This is a genomic window from Bacillus sp. Marseille-P3661, assembly GCF_900240995.1.
GTDB lineage: Bacteria > Bacillota > Bacilli > Bacillales > Bacillaceae_J > OESV01.
In genome coordinates this window covers 308,685-331,947 of the sequence record NZ_LT965955.1, presented here as the reverse complement: position 1 = coordinate 331,947, position 23,263 = coordinate 308,685, and the positions used below count along the sequence as shown (strand labels likewise).

Here is a 23,263-nt window from a genome sequence, read left to right as displayed (position 1 = left end):
GTGGACAAAACAACATCATCTTAAACTATTAAAATTAAATTTTTTAATAGAAAAGTTGAAAAGGGCTGTTTAACTAGTATGTGTTATGCTCTGTGCCCTTATTCTTATGGGGCAGTAGTATGTAAGTTAGTTAATTAAGAACCTGTTTATAAAATGATAGATTACTATTTTAGCAGGTTATGGTGGTTTTTAGAGTTAAGATATTGTGAGCTTTTGTTTGATAGTTTTTTGTGCTTATTTTTGGGCTAGTAGACTATTCGTTACGGTTGCTGGGCTTTTTCAGCGTTCACGGGAAAGATTAGGTTTTATTCGTTACCTCTTCTACGCTTTTGGCTCGCGATGGGCACGATTAGGCGCTATTCGTTACCTCTATACGGCCTTTTGCTCGCTGACGGGCACGATTAGGCTCTATTCATTACCTCTTCTACGCTTTTTGATCGCTGACGAGCACGATTAGGTGCTATTCGTTACCTCTTCTACGCTTTTTGATCGCTGACGGGCACGATTAGACTCTTTTCGTTACCTCTACATCGCTTTTTCATCGCCCACGGGCACGATTAGGCTCTATTCATTACCACTACATCGCTTTTTCCCCGCCCACGGGCACAATTAGACTCTTTTCGTTACCTCTATACTGCTTTTGGCTCCCTGACGGGCACGATTAGACTCTTTTCGTTACCTCTACATCGCTTTTTCATCGCCCACGGGCACGATTAGATGCTATTCGTTACCTCTTCTACGCTTTTTGATCGCTGACGGGCACGATTAGACTCTTTTCGTTACCTCTACATCGCTTTTTCATCGCCCACGGGCACGATTAGGCGCTATTCATTACCTCTTCTACGCTTTTTGATCGCTGACGAGCACGATTAGGCTCTATTCATTACCTCTTCTACGCTTTTTGATCGCTGACGAGCACAATTAGGCGCTATTCGTTACCTCTACATCGCTTTTTCATCGCCCACGGGCACGATTAGACTCTTTTCGTTACCTCTACATCGCTTTTTCATCGCCCACGGGCACGATTAGGCTCTATTCATTACCTCTTCTACGCTTTTTGATCGCTGACGGGCACGATTAGCTGCTATTCGTTACCTCTACGACGCTTTTTACTCGCTAACGGGCACGATTAGGCTCTATTCGTTACCTCTACATCGCTTTTTCATCTCCCACGGGCACAATTAGACTCTTTTCGTTACCTCTATACTGCTTTTGGCTCCCCGACGGGCACGATTAAGCGCTTTTCGTTACCTCTATACGGCCTTTTGATCGCTGACGGGCACGATTAGGTGCTTTTCGTTACCTCTACACCACTTTTTGATCGCCAACGGGCACGATTATTCTCTATTCGTTACCTCTACACCACTTTTTGATCGCCAACGGGCACGATTAGGTGCTTTTCGTTACCGCCACGCCGCTTTTTCATCGCCTATGGGCACGATTAGACTCTATTCGTTACCGTAACACCGCTTTTTCCTCGCCCACGGGCACGATTAGGTGCTATTCGTTACCGCCACGCCGCTTTTTCATCGCCTATGGGCACGATTATTCTCTATTCGTTACCGCTATACCGCTTTTGGCTCGCCGTCGGGCACGATTAGGTACTATTCGTTACCGCTATACCGCTTTTGGCTCGCCGTCGGGCACGATTAGGTACTATTCGTTACCGCCACGCCGCTTTTTCATCGCCAACGGGCACGATTAGGTGCTATTCGTTACCGCCACGCCGCTTTTTCCTCGCTGACAGGCACGATTAGGCTCTATTCATTACCTCTTCTACGCTTTTTGATCGCTGACGAGCACGATTAGGTGCTTTTCGTTACCTCCACGCCGCTTTTTCATCGCCAACGGGCACGATTAAGCGCTTTTCGTTACCTCTACATCGCTTTTTCATCGCCAACGGGCACGATTAAGCGCTTTTCGTTTCCGCCACGACGCTTTTTCCCCGCCCACGGGCACAATTAGACTCTTTTCGTTACCTCTATACGGCCTTTTGCTCGCTGACGGGCACGATTAGGCTCTATTCATTACCTCTTCTACGCTTTTTGATCGCTGACGAGCACGATTAGGTGCTTTTCGTTACCTCCACGCCGCTTTTTCATCGCCAACGGGCACGATTAAGCGCTATTCGTTTCCGCCACGACGCTTTTTACTCGCCGACGGGCACGATTAGGCGCTTTTCGTTACCTCTATACCGCTTTTGGCTCCCCGACGGGCACGATTAGGCGCTTTTCGTTACCTCTATACGGCCTTTTGCTCGCTGACGGGCACGATTAGGCTCTATTCATTACCTCTTCTACGCTTTTTGATCGCTGACGAGCACAATTAGGCGCTATTCGTTACCTCTACATCGCTTTTTCATCGCCAACGGGCACGATTAAGCGCTATTCGTTTCCGCCACGACGCTTTTTCCTCGCACACGGGCACGATTAGGTGCTATTCGTTACCTCCACTCCGCTTTTTCCTCCCCGATGGGCACGATTAGACTCTATTCGTTACCTCTACATCGCTTTTTCAGCACCCACGGGCACGATTAGACTCTATTCGTTACCTCTACATCGCTTTTTCATCGCCGACGGGCACGATTAGCTGCTATTCGTTACCTCTAAACCGCTTTTTCCTCGCTGACGGGCACGATTAGGCTCTATTCATTACCTCTATACTGCTTTTGGCTCCCCGACGGGCACGATTAGGCGCTTTTCGTTACCTCTATACGGCCTTTTGCTCGCCGACGGTCACGATTAGACTCTTTTCATTACCTCTATACTGCTTTTGGCTCGCCTAGGGGCACGATTAGAATCTATTCGTTACCGTAACCTCGCTTTTTGATCGCTGACGAGCACGATTAGGTGCTTTTCGTTACCTCTACATCGCTTTTTCATCGCCCACGAGCACGATTAGCTGCTGTTCGTTACCTCTTCGCAGCTTTTCGCTCCCCGACGGGCACGATTAGACTCTATTCGTTACCTCTACACCACTTTTTACTCGCACACGGGCACGATTACATTCTATTCGTTACCTCTACACCACTTTTTCCTCGCACACGGGCACGATTACATTCTATTCGTTACCGCTACACCACTTTTTCATCGCCCACAGGCACGATTACATTCTATTCGTTACCGCACAAACACGCCTTTTCCTAGCCAGCGAGTACGATTAACAGCTAATACCAAACCTCTGCCCGACAACGGCCCTTTACCAGCCTGTACTTTACAGCATTCGATTCGCGACCAAAGCAGCAACACCACCCCAACAAAAACCGGCCCTTCCATTCAACTAGCATCTACCATGCAACAACCAACCACTAAAACCGCCCAAATACCATCCGATCCTTACCATTAATATCATTCACAATTTCAACATGAATATCGCGCTCCGCAAACGTCTCCGCCAGTAATCCAGCGACAGCCTGACCCTGACCGACGCCAATTTCAAACGCTATTAAGCCACGGTCTGTCACGACTAATGGCAATTGCTCCATGAAACGGCGATACAAATCCAAGCCATCAACACCGCCAACTAGGGCACGCATAGGTTCATGATCTTTTACCGTATCAGCAAGACCAGCTATATCAGCAGCGGGTATATATGGCGGATTAGAAACGATCACATCAAATTTCTCTCCACTCTCAATAAAAGGCAGCAATAAATCTCCTTGCACAAAGCGAATATCCTCTGCTCCAAGTTCAGCCGCATTACGACGAGCAACCTCAAGTGACTCAGCAGCAATATCGCTTGCAGTCACCTTGAATGAAGGTTCTTCCAACGCTAATGTAACAGCAATAATCCCACTTCCCGTTCCAACATCAACCAAGTTCAAGCCCCAATCTGACGAACCTGCACCAAAATGATCTCTACATCTATTGAGCACGCCCTCTACTAGTTCTTCCGTTTCTGGACGCGGTATCAACACCTCTTCATTCACTGAAAAGCGACGGCCATAAAACTCCTCATAGCCAATTAAGTATTGCACAGGCACACCAGCCGCAAAAGACTGTACATCTGCAACAAACGCCGCTACCGCATCTTCGTCCAACCACAAATCATGCATGGACGCATATAAGCCTGCTCGTGATACACCTAAATGATGACGCAACAACAATTCCGCTGCAAAAGTCTCCCGAATATTATCTTGTAAAAAAGAAGAAGCCCAGTTTAGGGCTTCATGCACTTTCATGTTGTTAGCATTCATTATTCTGCTTGCTCCATTTTCGCTGCTTGATCTTCCATCACCAATGCATCGATGATTTCATCAAGCTTACCTTGTAAAATTTGATCCAATTTTTGAATCGTAAGACCAATGCGGTGGTCTGTTACACGGTTTTGCGGGAAGTTGTACGTACGGATACGTTCTGAACGGTCACCAGTACCCACTGCAGATTTACGGTTTTGATCGTATTCTGCTTGGGCCTCTTGCTGGAATTTATCATATACACGAGCGCGCAATACTTTCATTGCTTTTTCTTTATTTTTAATTTGGGACTTTTCATCTTGACATGATACAACAACACCTGTTGGAATATGCGTTAAACGCACAGCTGACATCGTTGTATTTACACTTTGTCCGCCTGGTCCACTCGATGCGAATGTATCAACACGAATATCTTTTTCATGAATATCAACTTCCACTTCCTCCGCTTCAGGAAGAACAGCAACAGTTGCTGTTGACGTATGAATACGTCCGCCAGATTCTGTTTCTGGTACACGTTGAACACGGTGTGCGCCATTTTCAAACTTCATTTTTGAATATGCACCATTACCGTTAATCATGAAAATGATTTCCTTATAGCCACCAATTCCAGTATGGCTCGCTTCAATAACTTCTGTTTTCCAGCCTTGCGATTCAGCAAAACGGCTGTACATTTTGTATAAATCGCCAGCAAATAATGCCGCTTCATCTCCACCCGCTGCACCGCGAATTTCAACGATAACGTTTTTATCATCATTCGGGTCTTTCGGTAGAAGTAAAATTTTCAAGCGAGCCGCTAATTCCTCTTCACGTTCAGATAGCTCGGAAACCTCTTCTTTTACCATTTCACGCATTTCGGCATCTAGTTTATCTTCTAGCATTGCTTTTGCATCTTTTAATTGTTCCACGACTTCCTTATACTCTCTATACGCTTGAACGGTTTCTTCGATACTAGATTGCTCTTTTGAATACTCCCGTAGTTTTGTACTATCACTGATAACTGCTGGATCGCTAAGTAATTCATTTAATTTTTCATAGCGATGTTCAATTGATTGCAAACGATCTAACACGCTTACTCACCTCATTATTTAAGTCCATAACATTTCAATTATAGTATACATGAATATAATAGTCAAAAATTACCGACCTTTTTTTGCTAATATGTATTAAAAAAGCCATAGCCACACATGTCATATGCTAATAATGGCCATGCGATTTTTTTGCTCATAAAATTATACTTCCTTAAAGACTAAAAAACCCGATCAGAGACGATCGAGTTATAGATTGTTGTTTTGTGGTTTGTTTACTCTAAGATCAACATTATAGCGCGGAACAGCAGCTTGTAAATCTTTTTCTAGCAGCTTTTTATACCTTGAAAGCTCATCCTTTGAAAACTTCTCGCGTGGAATTACATTCACTATTGCATGAGAGCCATTAATATAAATCATTCCGCCATCAAAATGTTTAGATTCTTCCACAATTGATCTTAGCTTTCGTTGATAAAAGCCAATGTTATTATGTGATTCATTTTCTGTATTTAAATCCAAAAAATTCGGATTCAAGTCTGCAACATCCGTATTTTCTCCTTCACGAAAAGACACCGGCTCAGGATTGTTTTTAACTTTATACGGAGTTAAATCTTGATCAACAGAACCACATGCACTAAGCATAATGAATAGCAAAAAAATAACCGTTTTATTCATGGACAATACCTCCCTAAAAATAGAGTGCCCAAAACATAAAACGAATCATGCATGAAAAAATAGTAAATTGCATCTCAAATATAAAAAAAGATCCTTCATCACGGCTATGAAGGATATTCACGCACTAAAATTGCTCCGTAAACAACTACTACTTTGGAACGAAGCTGCGGTTTTTATAGCATTTTATATAGAACTTTTTACAAAAGTAGATTGACTGCCACTCAGCGGCTTTTGCGGCACTTCATGACAATGTCGGCAACGCGGTTCATATGATTCAGATGCCCCAACTAAAATGATTGGATCGTGATAGGATGCGGGTTCGCCGTTTATTAAACGTTGTGTACGACTTGCTGGTGAACCGCATGACATACAAATCGCTTGCAGCTTTGTAACAGACTCTGCAAGTGCCATTAAATCCGGAACACTTCCAAATGGTTCGCCACGGAAATCTTGATCTAACCCTGCGCAAATCACTCGATGACCTTCATCCGCTAATTGTTTGACTACGGAGATAATATTTTCGTCAAAAAATTGAATTTCATCAATTCCGACAACATCCGTTTCTGAATTCACTTGCTCAAGTATCACCGCTGATGACTCAACCGGCTTTGCAATTACAGATGTTCCATTATGGGAAACCACTGACGAGTCACTATACCGATTATCGATTAGCGGTTTAAACACTTGAACGGAAAGCTTCGCATACTGCGCACGGCGAACTCGTCGAATTAGTTCTTCAGACTTTCCCGAGAACATACTTCCGCAAATCACTTCAATCCAACCACTTTGTTTCATGACATCCATACATTCCTGCCTCCTTGCTCTTTCTAGGACAACTATTTAAGAGCAACATTAATTATTTAATCTAACTTGGACGTTTGCCAAGCAACAAAATCGTTTACTCTTCTTTGGATAAGAAAAAATAAAAGCCAATTCATCTCAAATTGTATGTTTTCCTACATTACGCTCGAGAATTCTTGGCTAAATAGTCACAACCACTTCATCGCAATTATGACCTATATTAAGTATATTTAATTCATTTATGTGAACTCCAGCATAAGTAATGCTAGTAGATTAGGTCAATAAATTTCCAAATAAAAAGCAGGCAAGGGCCCTTGCCTACTTTAGTATATAGTAAAATCAAAACCGAAAGACTAGTCCATCTTTCGGTTAACAAGCAATATTTATTACTTGAGGTTGTATTTTTTTCTGAATCGATCTACACGACCGCCTGCATCCGCAAACTTTTGACGACCTGTATAGAATGGATGACACTCAGAACATACCTCAACACGAATTTCGTTCTTTACAGAACCACTTTCAAATTCGTTACCACAAGCACAAGTTACCTTTGCTGATTTGTAGTTAGGATGGATTCCTTGTTTCATACTTTTCATCTCCTTCCGCCCTGAATCCTTTAGAAACAGAGTTTTCTACGACACATGAAAGAATTATATCAGGAATAAAGCTGTAATGCAAGAGCCCTTTTTCGACAAGGGACAAGCACTTCCGGCGAATAGCGCTATATTCCGCTTTCTACATATCCCCCGTCAAATGCCAGGCACTTCCCGAATGAGGATGCTTGGCAGCTTAGCGTTTTGCTGGAGTGCCGCGCATTTCATCCTCCATCTTTTGGAAGAACTCGTCGTTTGTTTTAGTAGCTCGTAATCGTTTTAGGAAACGTTCTACAAACTCTGGTGAATCTGTCATTGTTTTCCGGATTGCCCATAGCTTGTCTAAATGATTTTTCGGCAATAACAGCTCTTCTTTACGTGTTCCAGAGCGGCGAATATCAATTGCAGGGAAAATACGACGTTCAGCAAGCGCACGATCAAGATGCAACTCCATATTACCTGTTCCTTTAAATTCTTCGTAAATCACATCGTCCATTCGTGAACCTGTATCAACAAGCGCAGTTGCTAAAATCGTTAAGCTACCGCCTTCTTCAATATTACGCGCTGCACCGAAAAAGCGTTTTGGACGGTGGAATGCTGCTGGGTCAATACCACCAGATAATGTACGGCCGCTTGGCGGAATAACCAAGTTATACGCACGCGCTAATCGTGTGATACTATCCATTAAAATGACTACATCTTTTTTATGCTCAACTAAGCGCATCGCTCTTTCTAATACAAGCTCAGCGACTTTTATATGATTTTCCGGCACTTCATCAAACGTAGAGCTAACGACATCACCATTAACTGAACGTTCAATATCCGTTACTTCCTCTGGACGCTCATCAATTAAGAGGACAATTAATTCCGCATCTGGATGATTCGTTGTAATACTATTAGCAATTTCTTTTAATAACACCGTTTTACCAGCCTTTGGAGGGGCTACGATTAACCCACGTTGACCAAATCCAACAGGAGCAATTAAATCCATAATGCGTGTGGATAAATGTTGTGGTTGGGTTTCAAGAATCATTTGACGGTCAGGATATAGAGGTGTTAATGCAGGAAAGTGGACTCTTTCTTTTGCCGTCTCCGGATCGTCTCCATTAACAGCTTCTACATGTAATAGTCCATAATAACGTTCATTTTCTTTTGGAGGACGAACCTTCCCCGAAACTTTATCTCCATTTCTTAAATCAAATCTTCGTATTTGAGAAGCAGAAATGTAAATATCCTCTGAACTTGGTGAATAATTGATTGGTCGAAGGAAACCAAAACCTTCTGATTGAATAATTTCTAAGACACCTTCCATAAATAAAAAGCCATCTTGTTCTGCACGTGCCTTGAGGATTGAAAAAATTAATTCCTTTTTATTAAGCTTACTATAATAAGATACCTTATAATTGCGAGCAAGTTCATATAATTCTTTTAATTTCATATTTTCTAAACTAGAAATAGTTACAGACACCCTTTTACACCACTCTTTATTTAATTTTTAATTAGAAAAACACGTAATGTGCCAGTAAAGGTATATCGCAATGTTTTATATTTAAAAAAACGTAAACGCTTAAACCTACCCGAACGGCTAGGTCATAAGTTTTCTTTCTTACTTAAAAAGGAATCGAAATTTTGGAAGTTATTTTTAAGAGAAGGTTGTTGAAAACTTAATTCATGAAGTTGAAATGTAGTTTTATCTCTTTTTTAACAATTAAAATCTATTATAACGAAAACAACTGCCAATTCAAGTTCATTTACACTATTAACATTCATTCCCATCTGAACGCTCCCAAGTATATAGGATATGTTCAATTTCATGAATCAGAATACAAGTAAATTAAGACTTCCGCTTGCTTATTAATACTAGATAAGAAACTGCCAAATCCATTTGATTAGGTAATCTAGTCAAAACCAGTTCGCTTCAGCAAACGGAAGTCATAATAATTTAATTAATAAAAGATTATTCTGTATCCATTACAAGGTTTGGTTTTTTAGATAAGCTGTGACGCCCGTCGATGAAACGAACGGTGCCTGACTTCGCACGCATGACAAGTGTATGCGTAGTAGCCATGTTTCCTTTAAATTGAACACCTTTCAAAAGCTCGCCATCGGTTACACCTGTTGCTGCAAAAATAGCATCATCACCAGCAACTAAATCTTCCATTTTTAAAACTTTATTCACATCAGTAATGCCCATTTTATAGCATCTTTCTAGTTCTTCTTCATTTTGCGGAAGAAGTTTTCCTTGCAGCTCTCCACCTAGACATTTTAGTCCAACCGCAGATAGTACGCCTTCTGGTGCACCACCAGAACCAAATAAAATATCAACACCTGTAAAATCAAATGCCGTATTAAGTGCAGCAGCAACATCGCCGTCTTGAATAAGCTTGATGCGTGCGCCAGCTTCGCGAATTTCGGAAATAATTTTTGCATGACGTTCGCGATTTAAAACAGTCGCTACTACGTCTTCTACATTTTTATTTTTCGCCTTTGCAACGGCTTTTAAGTTTTCAATTACTGGTGCGTTAATATCAATCATACCTGCCGCATCTGGTCCAACTGCAATTTTATCCATATACATATCAGGTGCGTGTAAAAGGCAACCTTGATCAGCAATTGCGATAACAGCTAATGCTCCCCAGCCACCTTGGGACACAATATTTGTACCCTCAAGTGGATCAACTGCTACATCTAAACGCTGACCATAGCCATTCCCAACTTTTTCACCGATATATAACATCGGCGCTTCGTCCATTTCACCTTCACCAATTACGACAGTACCTTTCATCGGAATTGTATCAAATACATTCCGCATTGCTGTTGTTGCAGCATCGTCTGCTTCGTCCTTTAAACCGCGACCCATCCATCTTGCTGATGAAAGTGCTGCCGCTTCTGTTACACGAACTAATTCCATTGATAAACTACGTTCCATATTACCCTCTCCCCCAACAGGACTTTAATTGCTGATTATGAGTTTTGAAAGTTTTTAATCTCTTCTGGAGTCATTTTTTCTCGCCATGCAACGGCCCCCAGATTCATCAGCTTGTCCACTAAATCTTCATATCCTCGATCAATATGCTCTAATCCCGTAATTTCAGTAATACCCTCTGCCATTAGACCTGCGATGACAAGACACGCTCCTGCACGCAAATCAGACGCTTTTACTTTAGCACCCTGAAGCTTTGTTGCCCCTGTCACAATGGCTGAGCGGCCTTCAACTTTTACATTTGCGTTCATTCTTCTTAGCTCATCAATATGCTTAAAACGAGCACCATAAATCGTATCCGTTACAATCCCAGTACCTTCGGCTTTAGTAAGCAACGCAGTGAACGGCTGTTGCAAGTCAGTTGGAAACCCTGGATATACAAGCGTTTTGATATCAACCATCTTAAGGTTGTCAACCTTTGAAATATAAACTTGGTCATCTCTAATTTCAATCGATGCACCCATTTCGCGAAGTTTCGCAATCAACGATTCTAAATGCTGTGGAATGACGTTATCGATTAATACCCCTTCACCTTGTGCAGCAGCCATAATCATATATGTACCTGCTTCAATTCGATCTGGAATAATCGTATGTCGACAGCCGTTGAGCTTTTCAACGCCCTCTATTCGGATTACGTCGGTTCCTGCTCCCTTGATCTTCGCACCCATGCTCGTTAATATCGTTGCTACATCAATAATTTCCGGCTCTTTCGCAGCATTTTCAATCAGCGTTTGACCTTTTGCTTTAACAGCTGCAAGCATAATATTGATCGTAGCGCCCACACTAACAACATCAAGGTAAATCCGAGCGCCCTTCAATTCGTCGGCACGTAAATAAATCGCACCTTGCTCGTTCGTAACTTTAGCGCCTAATGCTTCAAACCCTTTAATATGCTGATCAATGGGACGTGGCCCTAAATGACAGCCTCCTGGCAAGCCGATTACGGCTTGTTTGAATCGGCCGAGCATCGCACCCATTAAGTAGTACGAGGCGCGCAACTTTTTTACCCTTCCATTTGGCAAAGGCATGGAGACCATTTTTGAAGAATCTATTGTTAATGCATCGTTTTCAAAGTGAGTAGATCCTCCAATTTCTTCAAGCAATTCACATAAAGTATGTACGTCCGAAATGTTTGGCAATCCCTCAATTGTTACTGTTGATCCTGACAATATCGCTGCAGGGATTAAGGCAACGGCACTATTTTTTGCCCCGCTCACACGAACGGTCCCTGTTAACGAGTGGCCGCCTTCAATCTTTAGTTTTTCCATGTCGCCACTTTGTGCCTCCTTTGTAAACGTCTTATTCTTGGTTGACGCTTAAACTTATGATGTTTTAGACTCTAGTACCTAGGAGTTTACCCTCGTCAAGAGGACGTGGACACTCTTAGGAAAAGTTTTTAAATCTTATCGTTTCTCTTAGTTTACCGCTAATCGTGACTTAGCCGCTGAAGCTAATTGAACACCATTACTAGTTTACACTAAAAACCGATGCCATGGATGAGATTTGGAAATTATTATTTTAAATTCTTTGATAAAATTGGCCATAAACGAAAATAATTAGAAAAACACGTAATTCGCACATAATAGCAAAAGACGATGTATTTCTTATGCTTAATCCTTTTTCTTAAAGGATTAAAAGGTCATGTACTAGTACGGCCAAATATTTTTTTACAAAATTAACACAGTAACGAGCTAGCCGGCTTTCAACGCTGTAGTACTTCACGGAAACTTTGTTTCTTTTCTAGAATTTTGAGTACGTATGGAGGGGAATTTTAGTACATACGGAAATGCTTACGGTGTCCCACCAGAGTCTTAAATGGAATCATACAAACATCCATTTTTAACAGATTTCACAAAGTCTCTCCTCGATAGAGAAGAGACTCTGTTTACAGTATTGCCGTTACTATAGATGGTCTAAACTTATAAAAAATTATTTATTCCAATCTGCTAAAAACTTTTCTATTCCACTTTCTGTTAATGGGTGGTTAAACAATTGTAGAATAACCTTAAGTGGTACTGTTGCGATATCTGCACCTCTTAAAGCACTTTCCGTTACATGCAACGGATGTCTAATTGATGCTGCAATAATTTCTGTATCGATATCATGGATAGCAAAAATATTAGCAATTTGCTCAATTAATGCTAAACCATCATGACCAATATCATCTAGTCTTCCTAAAAATGGAGAAACATAGGATGCACCAGCGCGAGCAGCTAATAACGCTTGGTTTGCAGAGAAAATTAACGTGACATTTGTTTTAATTCCTTGTTCCTTGAAAGCCTTCACTGCTTTCAGCCCATCTGGAGTCATTGGAACTTTAATTGTAATGTTCGGAGAAATTGCTGCTAATTCTTTACCTTCTGCAATCATTTCCTCAGCTTTTAACGAAATTACTTCAGCACTAATTGAACCATCCACTTCTGCAGCGATTTCTTTTAAACGATCATGAAAAGAAACATTTTCCTTCGCTACTAAACTAGGGTTTGTTGTAACACCACTTAAAATTCCAAGTGCGTTGGCTTCACGGATTTCATCAATATTAGCTGTATCTATAAAAAATTTCATTTCTATTATCACTCCAATTGATTTTGTTAAATATAAAAGTGCAAAAACCCATATTTAGAACTAGATATGAACTCAACTAATGCCAAATAAGCATGGCAGGAAACTAAGGCTGCTTTTTTTGTCACTGCCAAAGCACAGTGAATCAAAAATGCGCTGTTTGAAACGCCTGTTTCGAACAGAGGACCTTCAAGTACACCACCATGCTGTAAATAGGCATCTGTTTTTAGTAATTATATAAAAGTCGAACGCTTTATTGAATTACGCTTTATTAGAAGAACCAAATTCACGCATTTTGCCAATAACCGTTTCTTTAATTGTGTCACGAGCTGGCCCTAAAAACTTACGTGTGTCGTAAAGATCCGGCTTTTCTTCTAAAATTTTACGAATTGTTTTTGCAGATGTAATTTGGTTTTCTGTATTTACATTAATTTTAGCCGTACCTAAAGAAATGGCTTTTTGAATATCCTTTGTCGGAATACCAGTTCCGCCATGTAATACTAATGGCACTCCTGTTAGTTCCATTACTTCTTTCATACGATCGAAACCAAGATTTGGCTCACCTTTATATGGTCCATGAACAGAACCTAGCGCAGGTGCGAAACAATCTACCTTTGTTTCGCGCACAAGTTGGTCACATTCAGATGGAATCGCATATGCAGCTTCTGCATCATCCACGATTAAATCATCTTCTTGTCCACCAATACGGCCTAATTCAGCTTCAACAGAAACACCTAATGTATGTGCAACTTCAACAACTTTCTTTGTTAAAGCAATGTTTTCTTCTAATGGAAAATGTGAACCATCAATCATAACTGATGTAAAACCAGCATGAATCGCCTCCACACATTTTTCGAAGCTTGAACCGTGATCAAGATGAATCGCAACTGGTACAGTAATTTTATAATCTTCTAAAAGTGCTGTTACCATGGCTACAACCGTTTTAAAGCCACCCATGTACTTAGCTGCACCTTCTGAAACACCTAAAATGACTGGCGATTTCTCTTCTTGAGCTGCCTGTAAGATCGCTTGTGTATACTCTAGGTTGTTAATATTGAATTGTCCTACAGCATACTTACCATCTTTTGCTTTGTTTAACATCTCTGTCATTGATACTAAAGGCATGTTCCATGTCCTCCTTAAAATGTAAAGTTATATGTACGCAATACATCAACTAGTATAGCATACCTATACTAGGAATTAACGATAGAAGTCTTTACATTACGTACCTTCTTCCATCATATATTGCCCAATCGTTTATTATTTTAAAAAAAATATGTAAAACTCCATCAGGTGATTAAATCCCTTTAACTCCTACTGATGAAAGTTGTTCAATCCGAGGTATTAGTGTCCGGTAATTCCCACCTAAGTGGGGATCATAGGGCCCTTTAGGATAGTCCTATCAGCCGACGTTTGCACCGAGAGGACGCTTTTAGAGATATGTATTTATTAGAAAATTAAAAATCACTCGTGAAATTTGTGTTTCTTAATTTAACATGGCTTATAATTCAGGACATAGAAAGTCCACTGAAATAACTAAAAGGGCTCTACTTTGTCACACATACAGTCAAGCCCTTAGGGAGGTAAATCGGAAGGATCTTAACAACCTCTATTCAAATGCAAAGGGTAGTTAAAAAACACGTAGTTATTGAAATTAATTATCCCGACCACATCAGCATGCTGCTTTAAGAAACACTAATTTTAGAAGAATTTCGTTTAGGCTTATTGTTTTACCATAAAAATACCTAGTGAAACGCAAGACAAAGCAAGTGTTTCTTTCTTGAAATATTTTTCTACAGAAACACAAGATTTACCATTTTGTTATATTTGATAAGTCCCCTATTGTTGTTATCAAATAAAACCTCATAAAAGTTAATTTAAAGATTCGATAGGAATTTGCGCTTTAACCGCTGCACGAATTTCATCAATATCAAATGGCTTAGCGAAATGTGTGATTGCTCCAAGATCTTTCGCTTGTTGAATCATGTCTAGCTCACCGTAAGCAGTCATAATAAACACTTCAATGGTTTGATCAATTTCCTTTAATCGTTTTAAAATTTCAATTCCATCCATACCAGGAATTTTCATATCTAACAGCACAAGATCTGGTCGATCTGACTCTATAATTGAAAGAGCTTGGACACCGTTCGACGCTTGATATGTTTGGTAACCTTCCTTTTGAAAAACTTCATTTAGTAATATACGAATACCATATTGATCGTCAATAATTAAAAGCTTTTTACTCAAAACAGTCACCCCACTATATTTTCTGTTGTAACACACATTATCTATTAAAATATATATTTCTCTATTCCGGCATGGTTTTCCTTCATTTTATTTTATTATATTATCGACACTATTCTTCGTTTCTTTAGCGAATCGTTGTATAGCAATAGAATTCTATAATCTTTAGTATTTAAAAAATTGCATTTTAAATACATTTTTTTATAAGAAAGCGACAGGCCTTAATCAGACTAACCAAAAAAAGGCTGCCCCATATGTGAAGTCCAAGCCTTTCCTAGAATCAAAATCCTAGCAAAAACTTGTCCTCCAAATCGGGACAGCTATTTATAATTTATTGTTTTGAATTTAAAGAAGCATTAATGAATTCTCTAAATAGCGGTTGTGGTCTTGTTGGTCTTGAGCGGAATTCCGGATGGAATTGGCACGCAACAAACCAAGGGTGGTCCTTAACCTCAACGATTTCAACAAGACGGCCATCAGGACTAGTACCCGAGAACTTAAAGCCGGCTTCTTCCATCGCTTGGCGATATTCATTATTGAATTCATAACGATGACGGTGGCGCTCATACACAAGTTCATCGTCATATGCTGTATAAGCAAATGTGTCTTCTTCTAATTTACATGGATATAACCCTAAACGTAATGTACCGCCTAGATCTTCAATATCCTTTTGCTCAGGTAATAGGTCAATGATTGGGTACTGTGTTTCAGGATTGATTTCCGCAGAGTTAGCACCAGTTAGGCCTAATACATTGCGAGCAAATTCCACTGATGCAAGCTGCATTCCTAAACAAATGCCAAAGAACGGAACTTTATTTTCACGTGCATAGCGAATTGCTTCAATTTTACCTTCAATACCTCTGTCACCAAAGCCACCTGGTACTAGAACACCATCTACGTCTGCTAAAAGCTCGTCTACGTTATCAGCTGTTACGTGCTCCGCATTAATCCATTCCACTTTTATTTCACTATCATAATAATAACCAGCATGACGCAATGCCTCAACAACTGAAATATAAGCATCTTGAAGCTCAACATATTTACCGACTAAGCCAATTGTAGTTGTCTTCGAAAGATTTTCAACCTTTTCAACAAGGGCACTCCACTCTGTCATGTCTGCTTTTGGAGCCGTTATTTTTAAATGATCACAAACGATTTGGTCAAAATCTTGATCTTGAATAGCTAAAGGAATTTCATATAGGTTCTTTGCATCGCGCATTTCAATGACTGATTTTGAATCAATGTCACAGAATAAAGCTATTTTATCTTTCATATCTTGAGAAACAGGCAATTCAGTACGAACAACAATAACATTTGGCTGAATACCTAAACTGCGAAGCTCTTTAACGCTGTGTTGCGTTGGTTTTGTTTTCATTTCACCCGCAGCTTTAATATATGGAATTAATGTACAGTGAATGTACATTACATTTTCATGGCCGATATCGCTTTTAATTTGGCGAATGGCCTCTAAAAATGGCAATGATTCAATATCCCCTACTGTTCCACCGATTTCAGTTATGACAACATCAGCATTTGTTTCTTTACCTGCACGGAATACGCGCTCTTTGATTTCATTTGTGATATGTGGAATTACTTGAACCGTTCCACCTAAATAATCACCACGACGCTCTTTTTTCAACACAGTTGAATAAATTTTACCTGTTGTTACGTTACTATACTTACTTAAATTTATATCAATAAAACGCTCGTAATGACCAAGGTCTAAATCTGTTTCAGCGCCATCGTCCGTTACAAAAACCTCTCCATGCTGATAAGGACTCATTGTTCCCGGGTCAACATTTATGTATGGATCAAATTTTTGAATCGTTACATTTAATCCACGGTTTTTTAGTAAACGACCTAATGATGCAGCTGTGATACCTTTTCCAAGTGAAGAAACTACCCCACCTGTTACGAAAATATATTTAGTCATTCTTTTCCCCTCTTTTCAATTTGCTTACCACTAGTATGTGATGATTAAAATAATTATATAAAGTGAAACTTCCATGAAAAAATCATGAAATAATAAAAACACGTAATTCGCAATGTAGTGAACTACGATGACCTTTAAGGTATGGGTATGTACTAAAGCAATCAATGTTGGCATTTATAAAAACACAGCACTTCATGTGTTTATTATTTCCATATAATTGCCATCCATAAATTAACAGTAAAAAAAGTGCTACCCGAATATGGGAGCACTTTGGCTTTATATTTTATAAACTCAATTTTATGAGCCCAAGAAAGATTGTACCCATTTCACTCTTTAAAGTCAATATAAGAAAATCACGTAATTTAGCCAATAAAGCAAATGCGTTATCTCTAAAGTTGTGTCTAAGGCCCATTTGTCATACTTTGATCTTTAATTAGTTGTATTTTATAAAATAGAAAGAAAAACATGAGATCTTCCAAAAAGGAAAATTTCATGTTTTTCAAAATTCACTTATGCTATGCAAACTAAAAGATTTGGAACTGATTAATCCAAGTCCTCATCTTCGTCTAGCTCTTCTTCTTCATCATCATCGAACTCATCGTCGTCATCGTCTTCAAGCTCGAATTCATCTTCATCCAAATCGCCTAACTCATCATTATCGTCATCGAGCTCATCTAATTCATCAATTTCATCTTCATCTTCATCATCATCATCTAGTTCATAATCATCGTCATCGTCGTCATCTAAATCGTCAAGCTCATCTTCATCTTCAAATTCGTCATCGAATTCGTCTTCATCATAATCATCGAAGTCATCATCCACAACTGCTTTCTTCTTACCCTTTTTCTTCTTAGGCTTAGCAGGTGTTGTAACTTCTTCATCAGCTTGTTCAAATGGATACCAACGTCTTAGGCCCCAGCGATTATCACCGATGCATAAGAAACGACCGTCAATATTTAAATCTGTATAAAATTGAGCAATTCGCTCATCTTTTTCTTCTTGTGTATAGCCTTTTAAATCAGCAACTTTATTGAATAATTCGTAAAAATCAATAGCTTCGCGACCTTCTTGTATCATTAAGTAAGCAATTTCAATCATTGCCATTTCTTTGATTTGTTCACTTGATAATTGCGAGAAACTCATTACGGCAACCCCTCTCAAATTAATTACATAAAAATAGTTTATATTATTTTCGTGTGGACTTCATTATGTATTTCCTAATATTGAAAATCATACCATTCATTATAAACAAATCTACATATAATATGCTAGAGTATTGCCGAGTTTTTTCAAAAAAAACCCATATACCACAACATTTTGGATAAAACTATATAAAATTGGGAACAGCACGTTCGAAATAGAAAACAAAATAGGAAAAACGGAAAACCAAATAGTGTCCGTTTACTAACCCAGATGGCGCCTATCTACAAACCCAGATGGTGCCAGTATACAAACCAAGATGGTGCCTGTATACTTAACCAAGATGGTGCCTGTCACTTGTCGTAATTTGTCGAACGGTACGTTTTCTTTCATAGATAGAGGTTGCAAACCTTACAGTATACCACCTTATCTTTTCGACAAATTCCGACAAGCGACGGGCACCTAAAAACTATCTGTGATCCGCACTATTTTCTACTTACATATTTCGTCTGTATTGGCCGCCAACTTCGTATAAGGCGTTTGTAATTTGGCCTAAGCTTGCGACTTTTACCGTTTCCATTAGTTCAGCGAATATGTTTCCGCCTGAAATAGCAACTTCTTTCAAAGAATTCAATGCGGCTTCCACCACATCTGCATGCTGCGCTTGGAAAGCCCTCAAGTTATGAATTTGTTGTTCTTTTTCTTCTTTCGATGACCGCGCAAGTTGAATGCTGTTCATTTCTTCCTCAGACGGAGGATTTGGATTTAGATACGTGTTCACCCCGATAATCGGCAGCTCACCTGTATGCTTTTTCATTTCATAGAACATTGATTCCTCTTGGATTTTGCTTCGTTGGTATTGTGTTTCCATTGCACCTAACACACCGCCGCGATCATTGATGCGCTCGAACTCCTGCAGCACAGCCTCTTCTACAAGATCAGTCAGCTCTTCAGTGATGAACGAGCCTTGCATTGGATTTTCATTTTTCGTTAAGCCAAATTCTTTTGTAATAATCATTTGAATTGCCATCGCCCGACGAACAGATTCCTCTGTTGGAGTTGTAATTGCTTCGTCATATGCATTTGTATGAAGAGAATTACAATTATCCATAATCGCAAGCAATGCTTGCAGCGTAGTGCGGATATCATTGAAGTCAATTTCTTGGGCATGCAGTGATCGTCCTGATGTTTGAATATGATATTTTAATTTTTGACTGCGCTCATTTGCACCATATTTATTTTTCATCACAACCGCCCAAATTCTGCGAGCAACCCGCCCTAACACGGTATACTCTGGATCAAGACCGTTTGAGAAAAAGAAGGATAGGTTTGGTGCAAAATCATCAATCGCCATACCGCGGCTTAGATAATATTCTACATAGGTAAAGCCATTTGCTAAAGTAAACGCAAGCTGCGAAATCGGATTTGCGCCCGCTTCAGCAATATGATAGCCCGAAATCGAAACAGAATAATAGTTCCGGACTTTATGATCAATAAAGTATTGCTGGATATCTCCCATCATTCGCAGCGCAAATTCAGTTGAGAAGATGCACGTATTTTGTCCTTGATCTTCTTTTAAAATATCAGCTTGCACTGTACCGCGAACTGTTTGCAATGTGCGTTTCTTAATGGCTGCAAACTCCTCGACAGTTGGGATTCGTCCATTTTCCTCTTCAAACATACGAATCTGTTGATCAATTGCTGTATTCATAAAAAAGGCAAGAATAATAGGCGCCGGACCATTGATTGTCATTGAAACAGAAGTTGATGGGGCACATAAATCAAAGCCATCATAAAGCTTTTTCATATCCTCAAGTGTACATACATTAACGCCGCTTTCCCCAACCTTCCCATAAATGTCAGGACGGTAATCCGGATCCTCACCATATAGTGTCACCGAATCAAACGCCGTACTTAAACGTTTTGCGTTATCATCTTTAGATAAGTAATGAAAACGGCGGTTCGTCCGTTCTGGTGTACCTTCACCAGCAAACTGGCGCTTCGGATCCTCGCCCTTTCGTTTAAATGGAAACACTCCCGCTGTATATGGGAAAAAGCCCGGTGTATTTTCTTTATATACCCAGCGCAAAATTTCGCCCCAATCTTCGAATTTAGGCAACAGGACCTTCGGGATATCAAGTCCAGAAAGGCTTCTTGTCGTTAGCTCCGTACGAATCTCTTTATCGCGAACCTTCGTGACAAATTCTTTGCCACTGTATTGCTTTATACGCTCTGGCCATTCTTTTAAAATTTTCTTTGATTGCGGCGTTAACTTTTCTTCAATTGACACTTTAAGCGCTTTCAAAGACTGGACAATCTCAGCATTTGAGTCGCTCACATTCAAGGTTTCAATGGTTCCGTTGAGCTGGAATAGCTGACGAGCCACCTTAACTTGCTCATCTGCAGTTTTATGATAGTTCCGTACGGTATCTGCAATTTCTCGTAAATAATGACGGCGGTTATTTGGAATAATGATATTTTGTTTAACAACTTCATTTGTTTTCTGAAGTTTGGTTGACCAATTCTTGCCTGATTTTTGATTAATCGTTTCTAAAAGTGCAACAAATACTGTATTTGTACCTTCGTCATTAAATTGGCTTGCAATTGTACCGTATACAGGCATTTGCTCTAGCTCTTGATCAAATAATTGATGACTGCGTTGATACTGCTTGCGCACTTGTGTAAGTGCATCTTCAGATCCTTTGCGCTCAAATTTATTGATTACAATTAAATCTGCATAATCTATCATGTCAATTTTTTCGAGCTGTGACGGCGCCCCGAATTCACTCGTCATCACATACATCGATATATTCGTAATCTCGGTAATTTCTGCATCGCCTTGGCCAATACCACTTGTTTCAACGATAATTAAATCAAAGCCCGCAGCTTTTACAACTTGAATTGCCTCTTTAATCGCTAGTGAAAGCTCTGATTTTGAGCCGCGAGTTGCTAAGCTACGCATATATACACGGGGGTTGAATATGGAATTCATGCGGATGCGGTCGCCTAACAGTGCGCCGCCTGTTTTCTGCTTTGTTGGATCTACCGATAAAATTGCTATCTTTTTTTCAGGAATTTCACTTAAAAAACGGCGAATTAATTCATCGGTTAAGGAACTTTTCCCCGCTCCGCCTGTTCCTGTAATCCCAACAACCGGAACTTCGTTTTCCAATTCCTTTACTTTAGTAAGAAGCGCTTGTGCAGATGCTGCTGCTTCACTGTTTGATGTAAGTGTATTTTCCGCTAGGGTTATAAATTTAGCAATCGTTTTATGGTCCCCGGTTTTTAATGTAGCTAGTTCTTCATCCTGTAGCATAGTAACCGTTGGAAAATCGCATTCCTTAACCATTAAATTAATCATCCCTTGAAGTCCCATTTCGCGACCATCATCAGGTGAGAACACACGGGCAATTCCATATTGATGGAGCTCTTTAATTTCACGGGGAATAATGACCCCTCCACCGCCACAGTAAATCCGAATATGTGATGCACCTTTTTCCTGCAAGAGATCATACATATATTTAAAATATTCAACATGGCCCCCTTGATAGGAGGACATTGCAATGCCTTGTACGTCCTCTTGTATTGCTGCATTCACAACTTCTTCAACTGAACGATTATGGCCTAAATGAATGACCTCCGCCCCATTGGATTGAATAATTCTTCTCATAATATTGATGGATGCATCATGACCATCAAAAAGACTTGATGCCGTAACAAAGCGAACATGATTTTTTGGACGATACACTTCAACCCTACTCACTTTCAACTCCCCCTTAAATCAATTCCTTATTCACTTTTCCCTGGAAAAATATCAATTGTCCATAATGGCACCTTTGGTGGGTCACAGGTTTTAACATGATGCAAGTGTTTCTTTATTGACCGCCTTTATTTATACCATTTAACAGGTAATTTATTTGCAGCTCTGTATATTCTTCCAGTGTATAGAGCCTTCCTAGTGCCCAACGGCGAAAGCCCCACATTTGACCTTGAACAAAAATATTATGGGCAATAAGTTTAATTTCCTGTTCACTTAATTCCACTTCATTATTACGCACGCAACCATGTATAACTTTTTCAAACATCTCAACCATTTCAATTTCCTTTTTCAGCACATATGGAAGCGCATCTTTCGTTAGCGATTTCGCCTCCTGATACATAACTAAAACCTCATCTTGCATTTCATCCATTAGATTAAAATACGAAATGACAGCTGACTTAAGGCTTTCAATATCACCTTGGTCCGTATCGATTACTTCCTGCATTTTTTGTTGAACTTGATCATATATAGAATCGCAAACTAAATACAACACATCTTCTTTTTTGCGAATGTACTCATATAAAGTGCCAATGCTAAAACCTGCAGCTTTAGCAATTTCTCTTGTTGTGCTGCGGTGAAATCCTTTTTTTATAAAAAGCTCTACCGCACCTTTTATCATTTGATCTCTTCGTTTCTGAATTAATTTTTCGTCTTTCACCGAAGCTGGTACTTCACGTTTATTCATATCTATCCTATCCCCCACTTTAGAAGAAGGAAGCTAGCTTGAACGCCAACCTCCGATACCTATTAAACTTTATATCTATTTTATCCCATTCTAACCGGTCATTCCATTAAATCTCTATGGTTGCAGAGTAATTGTTGGTGGTTCGGACTAGTAAGCTTTAAATAGGCATGGTTGTTGCCTTCGTTCGGTACTAGTTTGGGATGTTAGGTGCGATATAGGGCATGAACCAGGAACTTTCGTTACCGTTTCTGGCATTTTCGCTTGGTTGCGGGCACGATTATGGCTCTTTCGTTACCTTATCCGGCTCTTTCGCTTGGTTTCGGGTACGATTACGACTCTTTCGTTACCTTATCAGGCTCTTTCGCTTGGTTTCGGGCACGAATATGACTCTTTCGTTACCTTATTCGGCTCTTTCGCTTGGTTTCGGGCACGATTAGGGCTTTTTCGTTACCTTATCCGGCTCTTTCGCTTGGTTTCGGGCACGATTTTGGCTTTTTCGTTACCTTATCCGGCTCTTTCGCTTGGTTTCGGGCACGATTAGGGCTCTTTCGTTACCTTATACGGCTCTTCGGCCCGGTTTCGGGCACGATTATGGCTTTTTCGTTAC

15 protein-coding genes are annotated in these 23,263 nt (G+C 40.0%); all 15 read right to left on the bottom strand.

Annotated elements, in window-relative coordinates:
- Positions 1 to 3,307: 3,307 nt before the first annotated feature.
- Positions 3,308 to 4,180, bottom strand: coding sequence for a peptide chain release factor N(5)-glutamine methyltransferase (prmC, locus tag C1724_RS18460; protein ID WP_102348370.1), 873 nt, complete (start codon positions 4,178 to 4,180; stop codon positions 3,308 to 3,310).
- 14 nt (positions 4,181 to 4,194) lie between these two features.
- A complete protein-coding gene (prfA, locus tag C1724_RS18455) occupies positions 4,195 to 5,262 on the bottom strand; it encodes a peptide chain release factor 1 (RefSeq protein WP_102348225.1) in 1,068 nt (355 codons plus the stop codon).
- Between the two features lie 207 nt (positions 5,263 to 5,469).
- Positions 5,470 to 5,895: a hypothetical protein gene (locus tag C1724_RS18450; protein WP_102348224.1), complete on the bottom strand. Its 426-nt coding sequence runs from the start codon at positions 5,893 to 5,895 to the stop codon at positions 5,470 to 5,472.
- A gap of 183 nt (positions 5,896 to 6,078) precedes the next feature.
- Positions 6,079 to 6,699 carry a thymidine kinase gene (locus C1724_RS18445; RefSeq protein ID WP_102348223.1) on the bottom strand — a complete coding sequence of 207 codons (621 nt, stop codon included), beginning with the start codon at positions 6,697 to 6,699 and terminating at the stop codon, positions 6,079 to 6,081.
- A 383-nt stretch (positions 6,700 to 7,082) separates the two neighbouring features.
- The gene (gene rpmE / locus C1724_RS18440; RefSeq protein WP_102348222.1) at positions 7,083 to 7,283 is read right to left on the bottom strand and encodes a 50S ribosomal protein L31; all 201 of its coding nucleotides are present in this window, start codon (positions 7,281 to 7,283) and stop codon (positions 7,083 to 7,085) included.
- A 202-nt stretch (positions 7,284 to 7,485) separates the two neighbouring features.
- Entirely contained in the window at positions 7,486 to 8,757 is a 1,272-nt protein-coding gene (gene rho, locus C1724_RS18435) for a transcription termination factor Rho (protein WP_102348221.1), read from the bottom strand.
- Between the two features lie 489 nt (positions 8,758 to 9,246).
- Entirely contained in the window at positions 9,247 to 10,218 is a 972-nt protein-coding gene (gene glpX, locus C1724_RS18430) for a class II fructose-bisphosphatase (RefSeq protein ID WP_102348220.1), read from the bottom strand.
- 35 nt (positions 10,219 to 10,253) lie between these two features.
- Entirely contained in the window at positions 10,254 to 11,540 is a 1,287-nt protein-coding gene (locus C1724_RS18425; RefSeq protein ID WP_102348219.1) for a UDP-N-acetylglucosamine 1-carboxyvinyltransferase, read from the bottom strand.
- 661 nt (positions 11,541 to 12,201) lie between these two features.
- Positions 12,202 to 12,837 carry a fructose-6-phosphate aldolase gene (gene fsa / locus C1724_RS18420; RefSeq protein ID WP_102348218.1) on the bottom strand — a complete coding sequence of 212 codons (636 nt, stop codon included), beginning with the start codon at positions 12,835 to 12,837 and terminating at the stop codon, positions 12,202 to 12,204.
- A gap of 258 nt (positions 12,838 to 13,095) precedes the next feature.
- Entirely contained in the window at positions 13,096 to 13,959 is an 864-nt protein-coding gene (gene fba, locus C1724_RS18415; RefSeq protein WP_102348217.1) for a class II fructose-1,6-bisphosphate aldolase, read from the bottom strand.
- Between the two features lie 747 nt (positions 13,960 to 14,706).
- Entirely contained in the window at positions 14,707 to 15,081 is a 375-nt protein-coding gene (locus tag C1724_RS18410; RefSeq protein WP_102348216.1) for a response regulator, read from the bottom strand.
- 328 nt (positions 15,082 to 15,409) lie between these two features.
- Positions 15,410 to 17,011 carry a CTP synthase gene (locus tag C1724_RS18405; RefSeq protein ID WP_102348215.1) on the bottom strand — a complete coding sequence of 534 codons (1,602 nt, stop codon included), beginning with the start codon at positions 17,009 to 17,011 and terminating at the stop codon, positions 15,410 to 15,412.
- A gap of 543 nt (positions 17,012 to 17,554) precedes the next feature.
- Positions 17,555 to 18,154: a DNA-directed RNA polymerase subunit delta gene (gene rpoE, locus C1724_RS18400; RefSeq protein WP_102348214.1), complete on the bottom strand. Its 600-nt coding sequence runs from the start codon at positions 18,152 to 18,154 to the stop codon at positions 17,555 to 17,557.
- 493 nt (positions 18,155 to 18,647) lie between these two features.
- A complete protein-coding gene (gene icmF / locus C1724_RS18395) occupies positions 18,648 to 21,914 on the bottom strand; it encodes a fused isobutyryl-CoA mutase/GTPase IcmF (protein ID WP_102348213.1) in 3,267 nt (1,088 codons plus the stop codon).
- Between the two features lie 112 nt (positions 21,915 to 22,026).
- A complete protein-coding gene (locus C1724_RS18390) occupies positions 22,027 to 22,656 on the bottom strand; it encodes a TetR/AcrR family transcriptional regulator (protein ID WP_102348212.1) in 630 nt (209 codons plus the stop codon).
- Positions 22,657 to 23,263 lie beyond the last annotated feature (607 nt).